Source organism: Heyndrickxia sporothermodurans (assembly GCF_003055045.1).
GTDB lineage: Bacteria > Bacillota > Bacilli > Bacillales > Bacillaceae_C > Heyndrickxia > Heyndrickxia sporothermodurans.
In genome coordinates this window covers 228,126-246,246 of the sequence record NZ_NAZB01000019.1, presented here as the reverse complement: position 1 = coordinate 246,246, position 18,121 = coordinate 228,126, and the positions used below count along the sequence as shown (strand labels likewise).

The following is an 18,121-nucleotide window of genomic DNA, read 5'->3' as shown; positions in this document are numbered from 1 at the left end:
ATATTACGATTAATCTTTTCCCAACCTAACTTGTACTGCACGAGTATGACCAATTAATTTTTCTTCTGAAGCAATGTTTACAACATGTGGGGCGGCATCACACAATGCTTTTTCAGAATAATATAAGTAAGTCGTTTTCTTCATAAAATCATCAACAGACAGACCTGAGGAAAATCTTGCTGTACCTGATGTTGGTAATACATGGTTTGGTCCACCAAAGTAATCACCGATTGCTTCAGGTGTATAAGAACCTAAAAAAATGGAACCTGCATTTTTCACCTTACTTAAATACGACAAAGGATTTTCTAATTGAATTTCTACATGTTCAGGTGCTAATTTATTTACAAGATCAAATGCAAAATCAATTTTACTTACCCGTACACTTGCGCTTTGCGTAGATAATGATTTTTTTGCAATTGTTGCTCTCGGTAATTTTTCACATTGCTTTACAATTTCTATCTTCGTTTCATTTATAAGTTTTTCAGAAGTGGTTAAAAGGAATGTACGTGCGTTTTCATCATGTTCAGCTTGGGCAATTAAATCCGCTGCTACATATTTTGGATTTGCTGTTTCATCAGCAATGATCGCCACTTCCGAAGGACCGGCAATCATGTCAATGCCAACATCACCAAATACGAGTGATTTAGCTGCAGCAACATATTTATTACCTGGTCCAACGATTTTATCAACAGGTGCAATCTTTTCTGTTCCATACGCTAGTGCTGCTATCGCTTGAATTCCACCTATTTTATATATTTTATTTACTCCAGAAATATCTGCGGCTACTGAAAGAATAGGTGCAATGGAATCTTCTTCACGTACAGGTGTTGTCATGATGACCTCACTAACACCCGCTAGCACAGCAGGTATAGCGTTCATTAAAACGGTTGAAGGATAACAAGCAGTCCCACCGGGTACATAAATGCCTACACGTTCAATCGGACGATATAATTGCCCAGCAATGATATCTTCAGTTAGTTCCATTATTTTAGATTGTTGAATTTGCTTTGAATGAAATTTCTTTATATTATCGGCAGCTTTTTGTAGAGATGTAATTGTTTCTACATCAACCTTAGACCATGCCTGTTTTCTTTCTTCATCTGTTACTTCCCAGTTTAAAGGAAGATATCCTTCAAACTTTTGCACATATTCTTTTAAAGCTGATTCACCCTGCAAACGAATTTGATCAATGACTTGTTTAGCAATTTTTAACGTGTCATCACTTAATGATTTAGCTTTATTTTTCGATCTAATAAATGTTTCAATAAATTGTTCACTTGTGAATGTACGAATCATTTAATAAACTCCTTTGACTCCAACAATTCGATAATAGGGGCTAGTTTTTCTCTTTTTATTTTCAATGAGGAGCGATTAGCAATACATCGTGCAGATATTGAATGGATTGTCTCTTTAACAATCAATCCATTAGCCTTTAATGTAGTCCCGGTTTCGACGATATCGATTATCGCATCAGCCAATCCAAGAATTGGTGCTAGTTCAACAGAACCTTCAAGCTTGACAATATCCACTGATTCACCTTTTTTTCGAAAATATTCTGTTGCAACAAATGGATATTTCGTGGCGATTGTTCTTTTACTCACTGTTGGTGAATGATCTTTTCGCTCTGCGAGGGCAAATTGACATTTTCCAAAAGGAAGTGCCAATAGGTTATACACATCCGGCTGATACTCAAGTAAAATATCCTCTCCAACAACTCCTAAATCAGCTATCCCATGTTCTACATAAGTGGCTACATCCACTCCTTTTGCAAAAATGAAATGAAACTGTTCTGTCTCAATTGAAAGCTTCCGCCCTTTATGCAACAATGGTTCTAAGTTATATGAAAGTGATTGAAAATACTCTAAAAATTGATTTTCTAGCCTACCTTTTGTTAAAGCAATACATATTTTCATTTTTCCACCACCTCATATGTTCCGTCTTTTTGAAGTATGTAAAGTACCTTATGGAAGTCATCTTTATTAATCATTCCATCATCATAAAATACCTCTACAATGAAATTTTCATAGTTTTTTCTAATTTTTTCTGCATAAGACAATGTTTCATCTGATGCAATAATGCACACTCTTTTTGGTATTTTATCAATTCTCAGTTGTTCAGCTAAAATGTCGACATCAAAGGCCAAGCCTACAGCATTTTTGTTTTCTCCAAATTGATCATATAACTTATCATAACGTCCACCCGAGAAACATGTTGATCCATTTCCCTCTAAAAACCCCCTAAATATGATTCCTGAATAATAAGGTAATTTTTTAACCATTCCTAAATCAACGATGACATGTATCTTGCCCGATTCATTTAGTAATTTTGCTAACTTTTTAATATGTTTAACGATTTTTAGAAGAGCGGGGCGATTTTTCCATCGTATCTCATATTCATTCAATACCTCATCAAAAGGGCCAAAAGCATCAATTAAAACAACTAATTCCGATGCAATATGTTCTTTTCCGTTTCGTGCCGCTAATTCATAAACTTTGTCTTTTCTTTTATCATGCATGGCGAGCTGTAGTGTTTCTATTTCTCCATCATTTAAATCAAGTTGGTTTATTAGAAACTCAAAAATACCAGTATGTCCTAATTCAATTATGTAATGGTTAATAGTTAATTCATCGAGAAAGTCTTTTGTCAGTAATAAACATTCACTTTCCCCTTGAAAATTAGGAAAATTAATAATTTCGATACCTACCTGTCGACTTTCAACACCAAGTTTATTATTTTTGAATATTGATCCTTGATAGGCCCATTTTTCAGGGGATTTACTATGCTTTGTTAAGGCTCGTGCAATCGCAGTCGTCCAATCAGGACGTAATACTACAATTTCTCCTTCGCTATTAAACCATTTCATTAAACTTTGAAGGGACATTCCTACATGCTTGTTTGTAAATATACTCGCATATTCAACAACTGGGGTAGAGATTTCCTCATACCCTCGTAATGTAGTAACCTTTCGGAATGCTTCGAAGACAAAATTTCTGTTTGCAACCGTTTTTCCAAAATCATCCTGACTTCCAATTGGTAACAACATTTTAATTCACTTCCTAAGTTCTTTATCATATTATCACTCTAATATACTAAAGTATTTGAATTGTTAATACAATATCACAATAGAAAACTATTGGTCAATCCATTTTTTAAATAAAACTACAAGGTATACTAAAAAAGAGTACACATTTTAACTGTGTACCCCTTTATTTCTTATCTTTCGTATATAATTTTATCAATTATCCCATAATCTTTTGCTTCTTCAGCTGACATAAAATAGTCTCTGTCTGTATCATGTGCTACTTTTTCAATCGATTGTCCTGTTCGCTCCGCAATCATATGATTCAAACGATCTTTAAGTTTTAATATTCTTTTCGCGGAAATTTCTAAATCCGTTGCTTGACCACGCACACCACCTAATGGCTGATGAATCATAATTTCACTATTTGGTAGCGCAAAACGCTTTCCCTTAGTCCCGGCTAAAAGCAACATCGCTCCAAATGACGCAGCCATTCCAATACATATCGTCTGAATATCGGGTTTAATGTATTGCATCGTATCTAAGATGGCAAAACCAGCCGAGGTGGAACCACCAGGACTATTAATATATAGTGAAATATCCTTTTCTTGATCATCAGCTGCCAGAAAAAGCAATTGGGCGACAACACTATTAGCAACTGTATCATTTATTTCGTCACTAATCATAATAATACGGTCTTTTAATAATCTAGAATAAATATCGTATGATCTTTCCCCATGTGATGATTGTTCAATGACATATGGAATTGCATTCATTTTTGCTTCCTCCTATTATGCTGCTTGTAAAAGGAGGCATTCCGGTTTGAAGTGTGAAGATTGTGACGGAACTGAACCTGTTTCTTTCATTTTTATCTCATAGAACTGTTTAATTAATTCAGATGGATTTTCTTTTCTTATCGCTTCGAGTATCGTTTGACGAAACATTTGATCTTTAACATCACTTATTATTGAAGGATTTTCGGATTCTTCCTTTATTTCAATGGATTTCAACCAGTTTCTACTTCTAAATAGAGACGCCTTTATAGAGCCTTCCGACATAGCTAATTGGGCAGAAATATCGGCTAAACTATATTCAAATACATCCTTTAGAAGAAATATGATGGTTTGTTTTGGCGTCAAATGATTTACCAGTTTTTCAATATTTGAATATAAATCAGGCAGACCTTTCATTGGCTCATAGGATAGTTCCTTATGTGTAGCGGTCGTTTCTTTTGTTTTCCTTAGTTGGTCTATCCAATGATTATGTGCGATTTTATAAAGAAGGGTAAGACTAATTTTATTACTATTACAGTCTTTCCCAACATACGAACGATACATTTTTATCATTGTTTCTTGGGCAAGGTCATCTCCATCCCACTCACTTCTCGTTATACTCCGGCAATACCTCTTCAAAGCAGGATACCAATTTATTAATTGCAATTGTTTATTCATCGATTCATAACCAAGCTTGGTTTTCAAAGTGATCACTCCTTTTGAACCTCTAACTAATAAACGTTTATTATCTTTAAAAAGTTACGGGAAGTTTAAAAATATTTACACGGCAACTTTTTGCTGTTTCCATTTTTTCAAAAGAACCCCATGCTTTGGCGAAAGAAATAGGGTAACTAAGAATAGTAAACCAGCAATCATGATCATACATCCTGCAATCGATGCATCTACTAAATATGCTACATAATATCCAATAATAGAACTGAGTATACCAATGATCATACTATAAATGATCATTCGATTCAGTTTATCGGTAAGTAAATATGCAGTGGCTGCTGGAACAATTATCATTCCTACAACAAGTATTGCTCCAACACTTTCGAAAGAAGATACTGTAGTTATGGAAACAAGACTCATTAATAAGTAATGAAAAAACGCTACAGGTATTCCTAACGCCGCCGCCATAGTAGGATCGAACGAACAAAGTTTAAATTGCTTATAGAATAAACTGATGACAAGAATATTTACGAAAAAAATACTTCCAACTCCCCATACCGTTGTTGGTCCTAAATTCCTTCCCCCAATCTCCAATGTATCCCATGGAGCATAAGCAATTTCACCATATAATACACAATCTAAATCCAGATCAACCTGTCTAGTGAAAAGGCTTATTAATACAACACCGACGGCAAAGAGTGCAGTAAAGACCACCCCAATCGATGCATCCGACTGTACACCGCTATTTTGAAACATTTGGATTAAAAAGACTGTAATTAAACCGATACAAGTTGCCCCCACGATCATTACGATAGAGTCTCTTGTTCCGGATAGGAGAAAGGCAATGACTATCCCTGGCAAGATTGCGTGACTTATAGCATCCCCAATCATTGACATTTTCCTTAAAACAAGAAAGCATCCAACAATGCTACAAGATGATGCGACTAATGCACCAATTAAGATAATCCATAAATGATTCATATCGTACTTCTATCCTTTACACTATGCTTTATATGCTGTTTCAAGAACGCATTTTTTGATTTCTTTCGACTTACAATCTTTGCTATCACTCCTCGTGTTGGTGCAATTACAACGGATAGAACAAAAATACATGTAGCTGCTAAAACAATTAATGGCCCAGTCGGTAAATTATTCACTTGTGTACTCAAGATAGTCCCTATCAAACCACTAATTGCACCAAATAAGCCTGAAAGCATCACCATTACATGCAATTTTTCAGTCCAATAACGAGCTGATACTGCCGGTGTAATGAGTAGGGCGGCCATTAACACTACTCCAACAGCTTGTATGCCAATCACAACAGCAATTACCATAAGTATCATTATTAATTGATCAAGCAAAGTGATTGGAAGGCCGATCCCTTTAGCAAAACCGGAATCAAAAGAAAGAAGCTTAAATTCTTTAAAAAAGAGAGTACACATAGCAATTACGAAAAGACCTATGCCAGCCATTGTGTAAACATCAGATTGTACCATGGATGCTGCCTGACCAAATAAAAATTTATCTAATCCACTTTGATTCCCACTTGCACTATGTTGAATTTGAGTTAATAATACAATACCAACCCCGAAAAATACGGTAAGGACAATTCCTAAAGCGGAATCTTGTTTAATACGCGTTTTCCTTGTAATGTAACCAATCGAAATGGTGGCAATAATTCCGGCTATAATCGCACCAATTAAAAAGTAAAAGATTGACTTTGTACCAGTTAGGATAAAAGCGAAGCACACTCCCGGTAATGCCGCATGTGACAATGCATCGCCCATCAAAGATTGTTTTCTTAAATAAGCAAAACAACCAATCACTCCACTACTTATTCCAAGTAGAATTGAGCCTACTAATATCCAAAGTGTGTTTGGGTCTTGTAACAAAGCAATTACATTCATCTGATCCACCTCAACTTATAATTAAAGGTGAAGAATTTGAATCAAGCATCGTTAATTTTCCACCATATGTTTTTTGAAGATTTTCCTTCGTAAATAGCTTTTCCGTCGGTCCAACGCCTACTAAATGAACATTTAACAATATCGTCCAATCAAAATATTCTTTCACTGTATTTAAATCATGATGTACGACTAATACTGTTTTTCCTTGCCTTTTCAAATCATTTAAAAGAGTAATAATTGCTTTCTCAGTTGCTGCATCTACCCCTACAAATGGTTCATCCATAAAGTAAATTTTCGCATCTTGTGCCAACGCTCTTGCTAAAAAGATTCTTTGTTGTTGTCCTCCCGATAATTGACTTATTTGTCTTTGTGCGTAGGCTTCCATACCTACCTTTTCTAAACAATCCAAAGCTATTTGCCTATCTTTTTCACGTGGTCGTTTAATCCACCCAAGATGTCCGTATCTTCCCATCAACACAACATCCAAAGCATTTGTTGGGAAATCCCAATCAACTGATTCCCGTTGGGGAACATAACCAACGATTTTTCGCATGTCTTTATATGGTTTTCCATAAATAGATACTTCACCAGCAATAGTTGGAATCAATTCTAATATCGCCTTGATTAATGTGGATTTTCCGGCTCCATTCGGACCAATAATTCCAATTAAATTGCCTTCAGGAATAGTGAAAGAAATTTTTTTTAATACTGGATTTTTTTGATAGGCTACAGTTAAATTATTTATACATAATGGTGAACTCATCTTTCTTACCTCCTTATTTCAGTGCATTTACAATCGTATCGACATTATGTTTAACCATTCCAATATACGTACCTTCATCCGTTCCTTCCTTTCCCATTGCGTCAGAATAAAGTTCACCGCCAATTTTCACTTCATGACCTTTTTTCTTTGCTCCTTCGACAACTGCATTTATCGCTTTTTTCGGAACACTCGATTCAACAAAAACAGCTTTAATTTTATTATCAACAAGAAAGTCACGTAGCTGACTAACATCTTTAGCCCCATACTCGGAGGCTGTGCTAATACCTTGTAAACCCATAACTTTTATTTCATATGCATCCCCGAAATAACCAAACGCATCATGTGCGGTAACTAATACTCTAGATTCTTTCGGAATGCTTGCAATTTTTTCAGTCGTATATTGATCAAGTTCCTTTAATTTCTCAATATATTCGTCAGCATTATTTACATAATTCTCTTTATGCTTCGAATCAAATTTTATTAATGCATCACGAACGGTTTCCGTCGCTGTTATCCAATGCTTTACATTAAACCAAATATGAGGATCATGCCCCTCTGTCCCATCATCCCATGTTCGTAAATCTGTTTCCGGAATGTTTTTGGATACAGGTACAGTTGCCTTCTTCTTTGCCAGCTTCTCAAAGATATCGACCATTTTCCCTTCAAGATGCAGCCCATTATAAAAAATCATATCCGCATCCTCTAATTTTTTTATGTCACCTTGAGATGCTTTATATAAGTGTGGATCCACACCTGACTTCATTAATCCAATTGTTTTGACATAGTTTCCTCCTACGTGATCAACTATGTCTTTTATCATCCCTATCGTTGTCGTTACCTTGATCTTCCCATCTATTGGTTTACTGTCTGTTGAAGCTTTTGTGCAGGCTGAAAGTAAGAATACTACGATTGATAACCCTAGAAAAAACATTTTCGTTTCCTTCATTTTTTCCCCTCTTTTCCTTAGTGGATAAGTGCATGATTAAGTTCACACTCTTGAATAACACTCCTCCTTTTTCATTAATGACACTTTGTTTCACTAACGCAACTTTTGTTTTAAAAAAATCTACTTTCTTTCGCAAAAAAGTTTCCTTAAGGAAAAAATACTGTAAATATTTTCTTTAGTCAACTATTTTTTATTTGGATTAGTTCTGGTTTTCATTTTTTAAATGATGTTCTATTATACTTACAGAATTGTTTTTTAAAATTTTTGTTGTTTCTTCTTTTGATAAAAGTCCAATTTTTTCACAAAGGATTGTGTAAAAAATAACTTTTTTCATGCTTAACACCACCTAGTTTATAGTTGTTGTAAAATTATATGTGCTATTTAAAGAAAGTTTCCTTAAAGAAAAAATAATGAATCCACCAAATATTTTTCTATTGTTAAATAGAAAAGGGCATTTTGTCTATGCACAATCATATACTTTTCAACATAATCTGTATCATAACAGAATAACTTATTTACAACTGTATTATATTAGTGTTAAAATATAAAAATATTTCATGTTTTCACTATTTTAAATTAAATTTACGGAGGGGTTTATATGTTACAAAATCCAGTCGAGTTTTTTCTGAATTTATCAAAAAAGATTTGTCCAGAATGCGGTGAATATGTAGAGGATCAGGCAGAATCATATATTTTAGAATGCGAACACTGCTTATCAAAAAGAGTGGAATAGCATCTATAAAAAAGTAGTGGAGCGAAATACGCCCCACTACTTTTTTATAGATGCCGATTCAAATTGAATCACTTGTTTTTCTTGATTCCATTCTAAATAGCCATCAAATGTATTTTCACCCTTTTTAAATCCTTTAATCAAATCCGTTTTCCCTTCTTTTAATAGTTTTGAAATATTTTTTTGAGAAATTGTTTTGCCAAGAATTTTCTTTGAAATAGTAAAATCACATTTTGACTTTTGATAATTCGTACAACCATAAAAATTTCCTTTTTCAATCAACATTCCATCACATTTTTTACATTGTCCAAGCCTAGCCTTTACTCTTTTCCCCTTTTTGCCCGCAATTGTATTAGCGGATATTTCTTTAAGAAGATTCGTGGGAAATGCCCATTTTGATTCTGCAATTTTCGCATCATCAATTAATTTAACTGACAACTTCTTTGCCTGTTCCAAAAAAACATTCGGTGAAGCCTTTCCCTCTCCTATTTCATGAAGTCTTTGCTCCCATTTAGCTGTCATTTCCGGAGAAGCTAGAATACTATTTCCAATACTATCAATTAGCAAAATTCCTTTTTTAGTGGGATACACTACATTCTTAGTCACTTCTATATACTTTCGATCTTTAAGAACGGAAATTATCCCCGCACGGGTTGCCTCTGTTCCCAATCCTTCTGTTTTTCTTAAAATACTTTGCATTTGCGTATCTTCTATAAACTTACCAGCCGTTTTCATTAATGTGATTAATTGCCCTTCCGTATATCGCTTAGGAGGTTGTGTCTTGCCATCTTTAACCATTACTTTCGAAACAATACCAGTTTCATCTTTCGTTAAATTAGGAAGAACTTGCTCATTATCCTCCTTTGATTCTTCCATTTGATAGATGACCTTTCTCCATCCTTCTTGTACCATCTGTTTTCCTTTAGAAATGAATGTTGCCCGCTCATCTACAATTGTATGAACAGTTGTATAGTCAAAAATACTCTTTTCAAAATGAGCAGCAATTAATCTCCTAACGATTAAATCATAGATTTTTTCTTCATCCTTTTCTAATGTTAACGGATTTACCACTTGCTCTGTAGGAATAATTGCATAGTGATCCGTCACTTTCTTTTCATTTACGAATCTTTTATTATTCATAACTGATTGATTAGGAAGCGGGAAAAATCCTTTATATGATTCAATACGACTAATTTGATTTAATATTTCAGGGAATAATGCTGCTTCTTCTTTTGTAACATAGCTCGAATCTGATCTCGGATATGAAATAATTCCTTTTACATATAATTTTTGAGCAATATCTAATGTTTTCTTTGGTGAAAACTTAAATAATTTATTCGCCGTTGCTTGTAGGGATGACAAATTGAATAATAATGGTGGTTGAAATTCTTTTCTTTCCTTTTCTATTTCATCAATTTTAGCAGACTTCCCTTTACAAAAATTTGCGATGGCAATTGCTTTCTTTTCTTCTTTTAATCTCGTTTCGGAATCGATATGCCATGTGCCTTCATACTTTTTATTTGTCATTTGAAAAATAGCCTTGACTTCCCAAAATGTTTCACTTTTGAAATTTTCAATCTCCTTTTCTCTTTTAACGATTAAAGCTAACGTTGGTGTTTGCACACGTCCAGTTGAAAACACATCTCGTATCCCTTTTCGTTGTAGCAATAATGTATAGACCCTCGATGCATTCATCCCAATTAGCCAATCAGCACATGCACGACTCATTGCTTCATAGTAAATAGCTCTTGTTTCTTCTTCACTTAGTAAATGGTGAAAACCATTTACTACAGCCTTTTCAGTGAGGGAGGAAATCCATAATCGTTTCGCCGGCTTTCGATTATGACATTGCTTTAAAATAATCCGTATGATTGCTTCCCCTTCACGTTCCGCATCTCCCGCCATGATCACTTCGTCAATGTCAGAACGCTTTAATAAATCTTTTATGATCGTAAACTGATTCCACTTGTCCTTTTTTACTTTATATTGAAAGGATTCAGGAAGAATAGGCAATGTATCAAGGGACCACTTTTTCCATTTCGGGTTATATTCTTCCGGAGGAATGAGTTCACATAAATGACCAACTGCCCAAGTTAAATAAGCACCATCTGGAAATGTTTGATTTGGAGAGATTTTGATGTAGCCTTTCATTTTCTTATGAGGAAAAGGGGCGGCAAGTTTCATTCCTTGATCTGGCTTTTCGGCAATGATTAATGGAATAGTCATTAGTTCCAAAAACCTTCTTTCTTTTGGTATCTAGCATTATATTCATACTATATTTTACTATATTTCATCACATGAAAGAAATACTATTAAATTCACTAACTTAGAGACATGTAATCTTTTTGTAAAAAAAATAATCATACAATAATATTTTTTAATCTAGATTTTAGATTAGCGTAACTGAATTGTGGTATATAAATGATAAAATTTGCTTATAGAAAGGTTGATTTTTCAATGTAAAAATTCTCAAGCTAAACTTTATATATTTTAATGGTAAGTTAAGAATACAACACTAGAATATTTTTTAAAATAATATTTCTCGGAGGTGTTAGCATGGCTTCTACTTCAAAGAGAAGTCTTTATTTTGACAATGCGAAGTTAATCCTTATTTTCTTAGTCGTATTCGGACACGTTATTAGTCCTTTAAAAGGAAATGATGATCTTCTTTTCACTTTGTATACAGTCATTTTTCTCTTTCATATGCCTGCCTTCATTTTAATATCTGGCTATTTTGCGAAAGGATATCGTAAAAAAGGGTATTTACTTAAATCTGTAAAAAAAATATTATTGCCCTATTTAATTTTTCAGGCTATCTATTCATTTTTTTATTTTATCAATGGCGATGAAAAATCCCTAACATTTGATTTCTTACAGCCACACTGGACTTTATGGTTTTTATTGAGTTTATTTTGTTGGAATGTACTCATTTATGCCTTCGCAAAGTTAAAATGGATTGGTCTTATCGTTGCTGTAGCAATAGGAATCGCAATAGGATATGTGGATCAAGTTGGGAACTATTTAAGTCTGTCAAGAACTTTTGTCTTTTTCCCATATTTTCTATTAGGATTCTTAATTGAACAAAAGCATATTAATTGGATAAAGAACATGAAATTTTCAGCAGTAATAGGTGTTTTAATCATATTGTCAACTTTTCTGCTATTTGGTTTATCCTTTCCTAAGGATGCGGTTCCATGGTTGCTTGGTTCCTCCTCTTACGCAGATATGGGCAATGCTGAATGGTTTGATGGGCTTTTCCGTATGCTTCAATACTTGTTAACATTAATCGTTATTTTTGGATTTTTTGCACTCGTACCTGCGACCGGATCAAAATTAACGATTATAGGACAACGAACACTTTATATTTATTTATTACATGGTTTTATTATTAAGATTATTGAAACAGCTGTCTCAGACGAAACACTTGAATCAATTTCGCAAAATTATTTCTTGCTTTTCATTTTTTCATTTGTCGTCTGTTTAACTCTCGGAAGTTATTTAATTAAAAAATACACTAAACCATTAATTGAACTTAGGCTTTAATAAATAGGCGTATAAATTTCCCAAATCCTATCCATCCTAAAAATAAAAGGATGGGGTGGATATGTTGGGACTATTCAATACATTTCAAGAGTGGAAAGCAAATAAATATGAAGAAAAAATTGCAAAAATGGAGTCTAAAGGAATATGCCCGGATTGTTATGGGAAGGGCATCAATTCTCTAGCACTTAATGAATTTTATGTAACAAATGTTTTTGATTGCCCGGGGTGTAATGGCAGTGGGTTATTCTCAGATTGGTATGAAAATAATCAATAGGTAAGTGGAGCTTCCTTAACTGTAGAACAGTTAAAGGAAACTCCTTTTTTTATTAGCCTCCAAAGAAAAAGTCTAATACATTCGAGGCGGTCGAGGATTGTTTATTGTAAAATTCCGAGTAGCCACAGTTTTTACAGTAAACAACGATAAATTGGTTATTTTGGATATCAAACATTTTCGAAAGTCCAGTTCCTGTCATGGCCACTTCCTTTTTTCCAGCATCCGTACTTCCACATTTTATACATCCTTTATCACTCATAAAGAAACCTTCTTTCATTAAAATAACTTTCAACTAATTTTTACGTTGCAAAACTCCTTTAAGTTTCATTTTAAATTTTTCAAAAACAAGAACCACCAACATTAGGTGGTCATTGCTTAATCTAAATCGACTTTCCCCAATGGTGTTTCTGCAGGTCCTTCAATCACATCCCCAACAATTGAAAATCGTGAACCGTGACAAGGACAGTCCCATGTGCGATCACCGGAATTCCACTCAATTTCACAGCCTAAATGTGTACAGGTCGTATCGACTACATAAACTTTACCGTCAGCATCTTTGTACGCTCCCGCACGTTTACCGTTTACATTGACAACTGAACCTTCATCATTAGCTAAATCATTAATGTCTCGCAAAGGATACTCCAATTTACCTTCAATTAAATGTTTGGCCACATCAAGATTTGTCGTGATAAATTCTTTTACACTTGGGTTTGCATTAAATCTTGATGGTGAGAATAGATCTTCATATTTATTTGTAGTTTCCGAAATAATATCGGCTAATAAAATGGCCGAAACTGTACTGTTTGTCATACCCCATTTTCTAAATCCTGTCGCTACAAGAACTTGATCATGATTATTCGTAATCCGCCCAATGTATGGAATCTTGTCCAATGTAGTTAAATCTTGAGCAGACCATCTAAATAAGAATTCATTTATTCCAAACTCATTTTCCGCAAACTCTTCTAACGCCTCATAATGAAGAATTGTCGGTATTCCTTGGCCGGTTTTGTGATTTTCACCGCCGACTAATAGGACTTTTTCTCCGTTCAACGTCATTGTTCGGAAGGATCTTGTCGGCTGTTCCGCATTAATGTACATTCCCCGTGGAACATCCTTATCCGTTTTAACTGCAATTAAATAAGATCTCTCCGCATACATTCGGGTCGGATAAAAACCTAGCCCATCATAAAACGGAAAATGTGAACATGCGCAAACAAATTTACTTTTTACTTTTAAACCTTCTTTCGTAATAACAATTGGCTGATCTGAATAATCGACATCTGTAGCTGTCGTCTTTTCAAAAATCAATCCACCCTCTTTTTGTATATAATCAAGTAGTGGCTTTAAATATTTTAATGGGTGAAATTGTGCTTGATTCCTCATAATAAGAGCTGCTTTTATAGGAAAATCAACTGGAATTTCATTGATTAATTCACCATTAATACCAAGTTCCTTATAGGCATTTTCTTCTGCTTCTAATTTTCTAATATAATCCTCACTATTCGTATATATATAAGCATCCTCTTCACTAAAATCGCAATCAATTTGTAGTTCGTCAATCGTCGTTTTAATAAATTTGAATGCATCTATATTAGCTTCATAATATAATTTCGCTTGGTCTTTTCCATTATTTTGAATTAGTTCATCATAGATTAAACCATGCTGTGCAGTGATTTTCGCAGTTGTATGCGCAGTTGTACCATTTAGCAGCTCACCCGCCTCAATAATTGCCACTTTGTACCCTTTTCTCGTTAACAAATAGGCAGTTGTAATTCCAGTAATGCCTCCACCAACAATTGCGACATCTACTTCAATATCTTCATTTAAAGTTGAAAAACGAGGTAACTCGACACCCTCTTTCCAAATAGGTTTAGGAAATTGCGGCATATTCACTTGTTCGTTTGTCATTTATTAATCCTCCAAATTAATATTTATAACTATATTTACCACAATGGATTATTTTCATGTGTTTTTTGCAATAATACTTAAATAGATTTATTTTAAATAAATACTAGGAGTTGTAAGTATGACATATCAAAGTAATGAAAAAAGGGTAACCGATACACCAAAGACGGAAAAATTCACAATAAATACTGCTATGAGTGCGCTCAATCAAAAACCATACTATCCGGGTGGGTCGGTTGAAGAACATAAAAACTTAGAAGAAGCAAATACAATCATTACAGGCGATGAAATTAAACAACAAAACGAGAATTTATAATTTGAGTATAAGTTGTATAGTGTACTTTCCCCTTTTCGTTCAAGTCATGTTATAATCAATAGGATATTACTGTTTTGGAGGTATTTGTCTTTGATTACTGTTAACAATGTTGGCTTACGATTTGGTGAACGTAAACTTTTTGAAGATATTAATATTAAATTCACACCAGGTAACTGTTATGGATTAATCGGTGCTAATGGAGCAGGTAAATCTACGTTTCTGAAAATTCTTTCCGGTGAATTAGATGCACAAACAGGTGATGTTCATGTTACTCCTGGTGAAAGACTAGCTGTATTAAAGCAAAACCACTTTGAATTTGAAGAAGAGGAAGTACTGAAAGTTGTCATTATGGGACATACCCGCTTATTTGAAGTGATGCAGGAAAAGGATGCCATTTATATGAAAGCAGATTTTTCCGATGAAGATGGGATGAGAGCTGCTGAACTCGAAGGTGAATTTGCTGAGTTAAATGGTTGGGAAGCTGAATCGGAAGCAGCTATTTTACTTAAAGGGCTTGGTATTGAAGAAGAACTGCATACGAAAAAGATGGCAGAACTAACAGGAGCTGAAAAAGTAAAAGTATTACTTGCTCAAGCCCTATTTGGAAAACCGGATATTCTTCTACTAGATGAGCCTACAAACCATCTTGATTTAAAAGCTATTCAATGGTTAGAGGAATTTCTAATAAACTTTGAAAATACCGTAATTGTTGTCTCGCATGACAGACATTTCTTAAATAAAGTATGTACACATATTGCTGATTTAGATTTTGGTAAAATTCAATTATATGTAGGAAATTATGATTTCTGGTATGAGTCCAGTCAACTAGCCCAAAAAATGGCCCAAGAATCTAATAAGAAAAAAGAAGAGAAAATTAAAGAATTACAAAGCTTTATTGCCAGATTTAGTGCAAATGCCTCGAAATCTAAACAAGCTACTTCGCGTAAAAAATTGCTGGACAAAATATCATTAGATGATATTAAACCATCTTCTAGAAAATATCCTTATGTTCACTTTACGCCGGAACGTGAGATTGGTAATGACTTACTCCGTGTTGAAGGGCTAACAAAAACAATTGACGGGGTTAAAGTTCTTGATAATATAAGCTTTATCATGAATAAAGATGATAAAATTGCACTCGTTGGTCAAAATGAAGTAGCAAAAACGACTCTATTTAAAATATTGGCTGGTGAAATGGAACCAGATAGTGGATCATTCAAATGGGGTGTGACAACTTCACAATCCTATTTCCCAAAAGACAATTCAAGTTACTTTGAAAATGGTGATTTGAATCTTGTTGATTGGTTGCGCCAATACTCCCCGAATGATCAAAGTGAAAGCTTTTTAAGAGGATTTTTAGGGAGAATGCTTTTCTCCGGTGAAGAAGTATTAAAAAAAGCAAATGTATTATCCGGAGGAGAAAAGGTTCGTTGTATGCTTTCAAAAATGATGTTAAGCGGCGCTAATGTTCTGTTATTAGATGAACCAACCAACCATTTAGACTTAGAATCAATTACAGCCGTAAATAACGGATTGATTCGCTTCAAAGGGTCAATGATTTTTGCGTCACACGATCATCAATTCATTCAAACGATCGCAAATCGAATCATAGAGCTGACACCTAATGGTATGATTGATAAAGTAATGACCTACGATGAATACTTGGAAAATAATGATATACAAAAGCAATTAGAACAATTATATAAATAATAATAATTGGAAAAAAGGGAATCAAACCGTGATTTGATTTCCTTTTTTTATTTATTCTAAAAATTTTTTGATTGTCCCTCTTACTATTGTGCATATATTTATGTTGGAGACATAAATTTTGTGAGGTGATTGACTTTGACTGTTACTGGTAAGGAGTATATATCTAGAATTGACAACTTACACAATGAAGTATGGATAGATGGAAAACGGATAGAAGGAAAAATTTCGGAGCATCCTGCATTTAGAGGAGTTTTAAAAAGTAAAGCGGCATTATATGATCTTTCTAATTCCAATAAGGATACTTTCACTTTTTCATCCCCTGTTGTAAATTCTGAAGTAAACTTTGCTTTTCAACAACCAAAAACGAAAGAAGATTTGGAAAATAGATTTGTGGCAACAAAGAAATGGGCACAAACAAATTTAGGTTTATTGGGACGTTCTCCCGATTATGTAAACACCGGAATAATGGCTTTAGGTGTTGCTAATTCAATATTTCATGAAGATAAGAAGAATTATGAAACTAATATTTTTAACATATACAAAATGGCGATGGAAAATGATCTCTCCTTTACTCATACATTTATTAATCCCCAAATAAATCGTTCAATTGGATATTACGAAGATTCCGATAAAATTATTGCAGCTAAAGTTATTCGTGAGACAAGCGATGGAATCATCGTAAAAGGTGCGAGACTTTTAGCTACTCAAGGTGGTATTACCGATGAAGTATTAGTGCTTCCTTCTGGAGGAAACTTTATTGAGGACGCTTATGTATACGCCTTTTCCATTCCTTCAAATACACCTGGTTTAAAATTTATTTGCCGAGAATCTTTCGTCAATGGCGAATCTCATTTTGATTATCCGTTAACTTCTAAATTTGAAGAAATGGATTCAATCGTTGTTTTCGATGATGTTCTCGTTCCATGGGAACGTGTATTTTTATACAAAAATTTAGATATAGCATGTAATATGTTTTCGGAAACTAAGTTTAATACAATGCTTTTGTACCAAGCGATTGCAAGAATGATTGTTAAAACAGAATTTATTCTTGGATTGGCAGAGACCATTGTACATTCTATTAATATTGTTGAGTATCAGCACGTAAAAGACAAACTTAGTGAAATTATTTCTACTCTCGAAATTATGAAGTCTTTACATCTCTCTTCTCGAGTTCATTCAACACTCGATCATTTTAATACAATGGTCCCTGATTACAAACCATTAAATGTCGCCATTTATTATTATCCGAGAATTTACCCTCGATTAATTGAAATTATACAACTTTTAGGTGGTAGTGGAATGATCCTCCTCCCTTCTAAAGAACAGTTCCAATCAACGATATCTTCATATCTTGATAATTATTTACAAGCCACTAACGTAAATGCTACCGATCGTGTAAAAATTTTCAGACTCGCCTGGGACCTTTGCATGAGTAGCTTCGGCACCAGACAAACGCAGTTTGAACGATTTTTCTTTGGTGATCCAGTTAGGATGGGTATGGGACTTTACAATAGTTATCCGAAGGAGTCCTATGTAAAGATGATAAACGATTTTCTAAGTTAA

Annotated in this window: 19 protein-coding genes; 6 read left to right on the top strand and 13 right to left on the bottom strand. The window is 34.1% G+C overall.

Annotated features, from left to right (window positions below; genetic code table 11):
• Positions 1–9: 9 nt before the first annotated feature.
• From hisD to B5V89_RS20600, 10 genes are all read right to left on the bottom strand, one after another.
• Entirely contained in the window at positions 10–1,296 is a 1,287-nt protein-coding gene (hisD, locus tag B5V89_RS08865; protein ID WP_108071544.1) for a histidinol dehydrogenase, read from the bottom strand.
• The gene (gene hisG / locus B5V89_RS08860) at positions 1,293–1,913 is read right to left on the bottom strand and encodes an ATP phosphoribosyltransferase (protein WP_108071542.1); all 621 of its coding nucleotides are present in this window, start codon (positions 1,911–1,913) and stop codon (positions 1,293–1,295) included. Before hisG ends, hisD begins: the two co-directional genes overlap by 4 nt.
• Positions 1,910–3,043, bottom strand: coding sequence for an ATP phosphoribosyltransferase regulatory subunit (locus B5V89_RS08855; protein WP_108071540.1), 1,134 nt, complete (start codon positions 3,041–3,043; stop codon positions 1,910–1,912). The genes hisG and B5V89_RS08855 overlap by 4 nt, the downstream gene beginning before the upstream one ends.
• Positions 3,044–3,213: 170 nt before the next feature.
• Positions 3,214–3,795, bottom strand: coding sequence for an ATP-dependent Clp endopeptidase proteolytic subunit ClpP (gene clpP, locus B5V89_RS08850; RefSeq protein WP_108071539.1), 582 nt, complete (start codon positions 3,793–3,795; stop codon positions 3,214–3,216).
• 15 nt (positions 3,796–3,810) lie between these two features.
• On the bottom strand, positions 3,811–4,497 hold the full coding sequence (locus B5V89_RS08845) for a sigma-70 family RNA polymerase sigma factor (protein WP_108071537.1): 687 nt from the start codon (positions 4,495–4,497) through the stop codon (positions 3,811–3,813).
• A gap of 75 nt (positions 4,498–4,572) precedes the next feature.
• Positions 4,573–5,445 (bottom strand): metal ABC transporter permease, encoded by an 873-nt coding sequence (locus tag B5V89_RS08840; protein ID WP_108071535.1) that lies wholly within the window; start codon positions 5,443–5,445, stop codon positions 4,573–4,575.
• Positions 5,442–6,371, bottom strand: coding sequence for a metal ABC transporter permease (locus B5V89_RS08835; protein ID WP_108071533.1), 930 nt, complete (start codon positions 6,369–6,371; stop codon positions 5,442–5,444). Before B5V89_RS08835 ends, B5V89_RS08840 begins: the two co-directional genes overlap by 4 nt.
• Positions 6,372–6,381: 10 nt before the next feature.
• Positions 6,382–7,134 (bottom strand): metal ABC transporter ATP-binding protein, encoded by a 753-nt coding sequence (locus tag B5V89_RS08830; RefSeq protein WP_108071531.1) that lies wholly within the window; start codon positions 7,132–7,134, stop codon positions 6,382–6,384.
• A 13-nt stretch (positions 7,135–7,147) separates the two neighbouring features.
• Positions 7,148–8,080 carry a metal ABC transporter solute-binding protein, Zn/Mn family gene (locus tag B5V89_RS08825; RefSeq protein ID WP_108071529.1) on the bottom strand — a complete coding sequence of 311 codons (933 nt, stop codon included), beginning with the start codon at positions 8,078–8,080 and terminating at the stop codon, positions 7,148–7,150.
• A gap of 199 nt (positions 8,081–8,279) precedes the next feature.
• Positions 8,280–8,414 (bottom strand): hypothetical protein, encoded by a 135-nt coding sequence (locus tag B5V89_RS20600; RefSeq protein ID WP_280523956.1) that lies wholly within the window; start codon positions 8,412–8,414, stop codon positions 8,280–8,282.
• 264 nt (positions 8,415–8,678) lie between these two features.
• Here B5V89_RS20600 and yhfH point away from each other — a divergent pair, with 264 nt between their 5' ends.
• Positions 8,679–8,813, top strand: coding sequence for a protein YhfH (gene yhfH, locus B5V89_RS08820; RefSeq protein WP_108071527.1), 135 nt, complete (start codon positions 8,679–8,681; stop codon positions 8,811–8,813).
• 36 nt (positions 8,814–8,849) lie between these two features.
• Here yhfH and B5V89_RS08815 read toward each other — a convergent pair whose 3' ends face one another.
• Positions 8,850–11,030, bottom strand: a complete 2,181-nt coding sequence (locus B5V89_RS08815) for a DNA topoisomerase III (protein ID WP_108071710.1) — start codon at positions 11,028–11,030, stop codon at positions 8,850–8,852.
• A gap of 336 nt (positions 11,031–11,366) precedes the next feature.
• On the opposite strand from B5V89_RS08815, the gene B5V89_RS08810 reads away from it, so the two are divergent.
• Positions 11,367–12,353, top strand: coding sequence for an acyltransferase family protein (locus B5V89_RS08810; RefSeq protein WP_108071525.1), 987 nt, complete (start codon positions 11,367–11,369; stop codon positions 12,351–12,353).
• Positions 12,354–12,414: 61 nt separating this feature from the next.
• Positions 12,415–12,627: a methionine aminopeptidase gene (locus tag B5V89_RS08805; RefSeq protein WP_235993038.1), complete on the top strand. Its 213-nt coding sequence runs from the start codon at positions 12,415–12,417 to the stop codon at positions 12,625–12,627.
• A gap of 52 nt (positions 12,628–12,679) precedes the next feature.
• Here B5V89_RS08805 and B5V89_RS08800 read toward each other — a convergent pair whose 3' ends face one another.
• Positions 12,680–12,886 carry a zinc ribbon domain-containing protein gene (locus B5V89_RS08800; protein WP_066229683.1) on the bottom strand — a complete coding sequence of 69 codons (207 nt, stop codon included), beginning with the start codon at positions 12,884–12,886 and terminating at the stop codon, positions 12,680–12,682.
• A 116-nt stretch (positions 12,887–13,002) separates the two neighbouring features.
• Positions 13,003–14,535, bottom strand: a complete 1,533-nt coding sequence (locus B5V89_RS08795) for an FAD-dependent oxidoreductase (RefSeq protein WP_108071523.1) — start codon at positions 14,533–14,535, stop codon at positions 13,003–13,005.
• 118 nt (positions 14,536–14,653) lie between these two features.
• Between B5V89_RS08795 and B5V89_RS08790 the strand changes: the two genes are divergently transcribed.
• The 3 genes from B5V89_RS08790 (at position 14,654) to hpaB (ending at position 18,121) form a co-directional block, all read left to right on the top strand.
• Complete coding sequence (locus B5V89_RS08790) at positions 14,654–14,848, top strand: hypothetical protein (RefSeq protein WP_108071521.1); 195 nt, start codon at positions 14,654–14,656, stop codon at positions 14,846–14,848.
• 90 nt (positions 14,849–14,938) lie between these two features.
• Positions 14,939–16,558 carry an ABC-F family ATP-binding cassette domain-containing protein gene (locus tag B5V89_RS08785; RefSeq protein WP_108071519.1) on the top strand — a complete coding sequence of 540 codons (1,620 nt, stop codon included), beginning with the start codon at positions 14,939–14,941 and terminating at the stop codon, positions 16,556–16,558.
• A 135-nt stretch (positions 16,559–16,693) separates the two neighbouring features.
• Positions 16,694–18,121, top strand: a complete 1,428-nt coding sequence (hpaB, locus tag B5V89_RS08780) for a 4-hydroxyphenylacetate 3-monooxygenase, oxygenase component (RefSeq protein WP_108071517.1) — start codon at positions 16,694–16,696, stop codon at positions 18,119–18,121.

What these genes read in the sequence shown, in the direction of transcription:
- hisD (WP_108071544.1), bottom strand. Translation starts at nt 1,296, where the DNA reads ATGATTCGTACATTCACAAGTGAACAATTTATTGAAACATTTATTAGA.
- hisG (WP_108071542.1), bottom strand. Translation starts at nt 1,913, where the DNA reads ATGAAAATATGTATTGCTTTAACAAAAGGTAGGCTAGAAAATCAATTT.
- B5V89_RS08855 (WP_108071540.1), bottom strand. Translation starts at nt 3,043, where the DNA reads ATGTTGTTACCAATTGGAAGTCAGGATGATTTTGGAAAAACGGTTGCA.
- clpP (WP_108071539.1), bottom strand. Translation starts at nt 3,795, where the DNA reads ATGAATGCAATTCCATATGTCATTGAACAATCATCACATGGGGAAAGA.
- B5V89_RS08840 (WP_108071535.1), bottom strand. Translation starts at nt 5,445, where the DNA reads ATGAATCATTTATGGATTATCTTAATTGGTGCATTAGTCGCATCATCT.
- B5V89_RS08835 (WP_108071533.1), bottom strand. Translation starts at nt 6,371, where the DNA reads ATGAATGTAATTGCTTTGTTACAAGACCCAAACACACTTTGGATATTA.
- B5V89_RS08830 (WP_108071531.1), bottom strand. Translation starts at nt 7,134, where the DNA reads ATGAGTTCACCATTATGTATAAATAATTTAACTGTAGCCTATCAAAAA.
- B5V89_RS08825 (WP_108071529.1), bottom strand. Translation starts at nt 8,080, where the DNA reads ATGAAGGAAACGAAAATGTTTTTTCTAGGGTTATCAATCGTAGTATTC.
- B5V89_RS20600 (WP_280523956.1), bottom strand. Translation starts at nt 8,414, where the DNA reads ATGAAAAAAGTTATTTTTTACACAATCCTTTGTGAAAAAATTGGACTT.
- yhfH (WP_108071527.1), top strand. Translation starts at nt 8,679, where the DNA reads ATGTTACAAAATCCAGTCGAGTTTTTTCTGAATTTATCAAAAAAGATT.
- B5V89_RS08810 (WP_108071525.1), top strand. Translation starts at nt 11,367, where the DNA reads ATGGCTTCTACTTCAAAGAGAAGTCTTTATTTTGACAATGCGAAGTTA.
- B5V89_RS08805 (WP_235993038.1), top strand. Translation starts at nt 12,415, where the DNA reads ATGTTGGGACTATTCAATACATTTCAAGAGTGGAAAGCAAATAAATAT.
- B5V89_RS08800 (WP_066229683.1), bottom strand. Translation starts at nt 12,886, where the DNA reads ATGAGTGATAAAGGATGTATAAAATGTGGAAGTACGGATGCTGGAAAA.
- B5V89_RS08795 (WP_108071523.1), bottom strand. Translation starts at nt 14,535, where the DNA reads ATGACAAACGAACAAGTGAATATGCCGCAATTTCCTAAACCTATTTGG.
- B5V89_RS08790 (WP_108071521.1), top strand. Translation starts at nt 14,654, where the DNA reads ATGACATATCAAAGTAATGAAAAAAGGGTAACCGATACACCAAAGACG.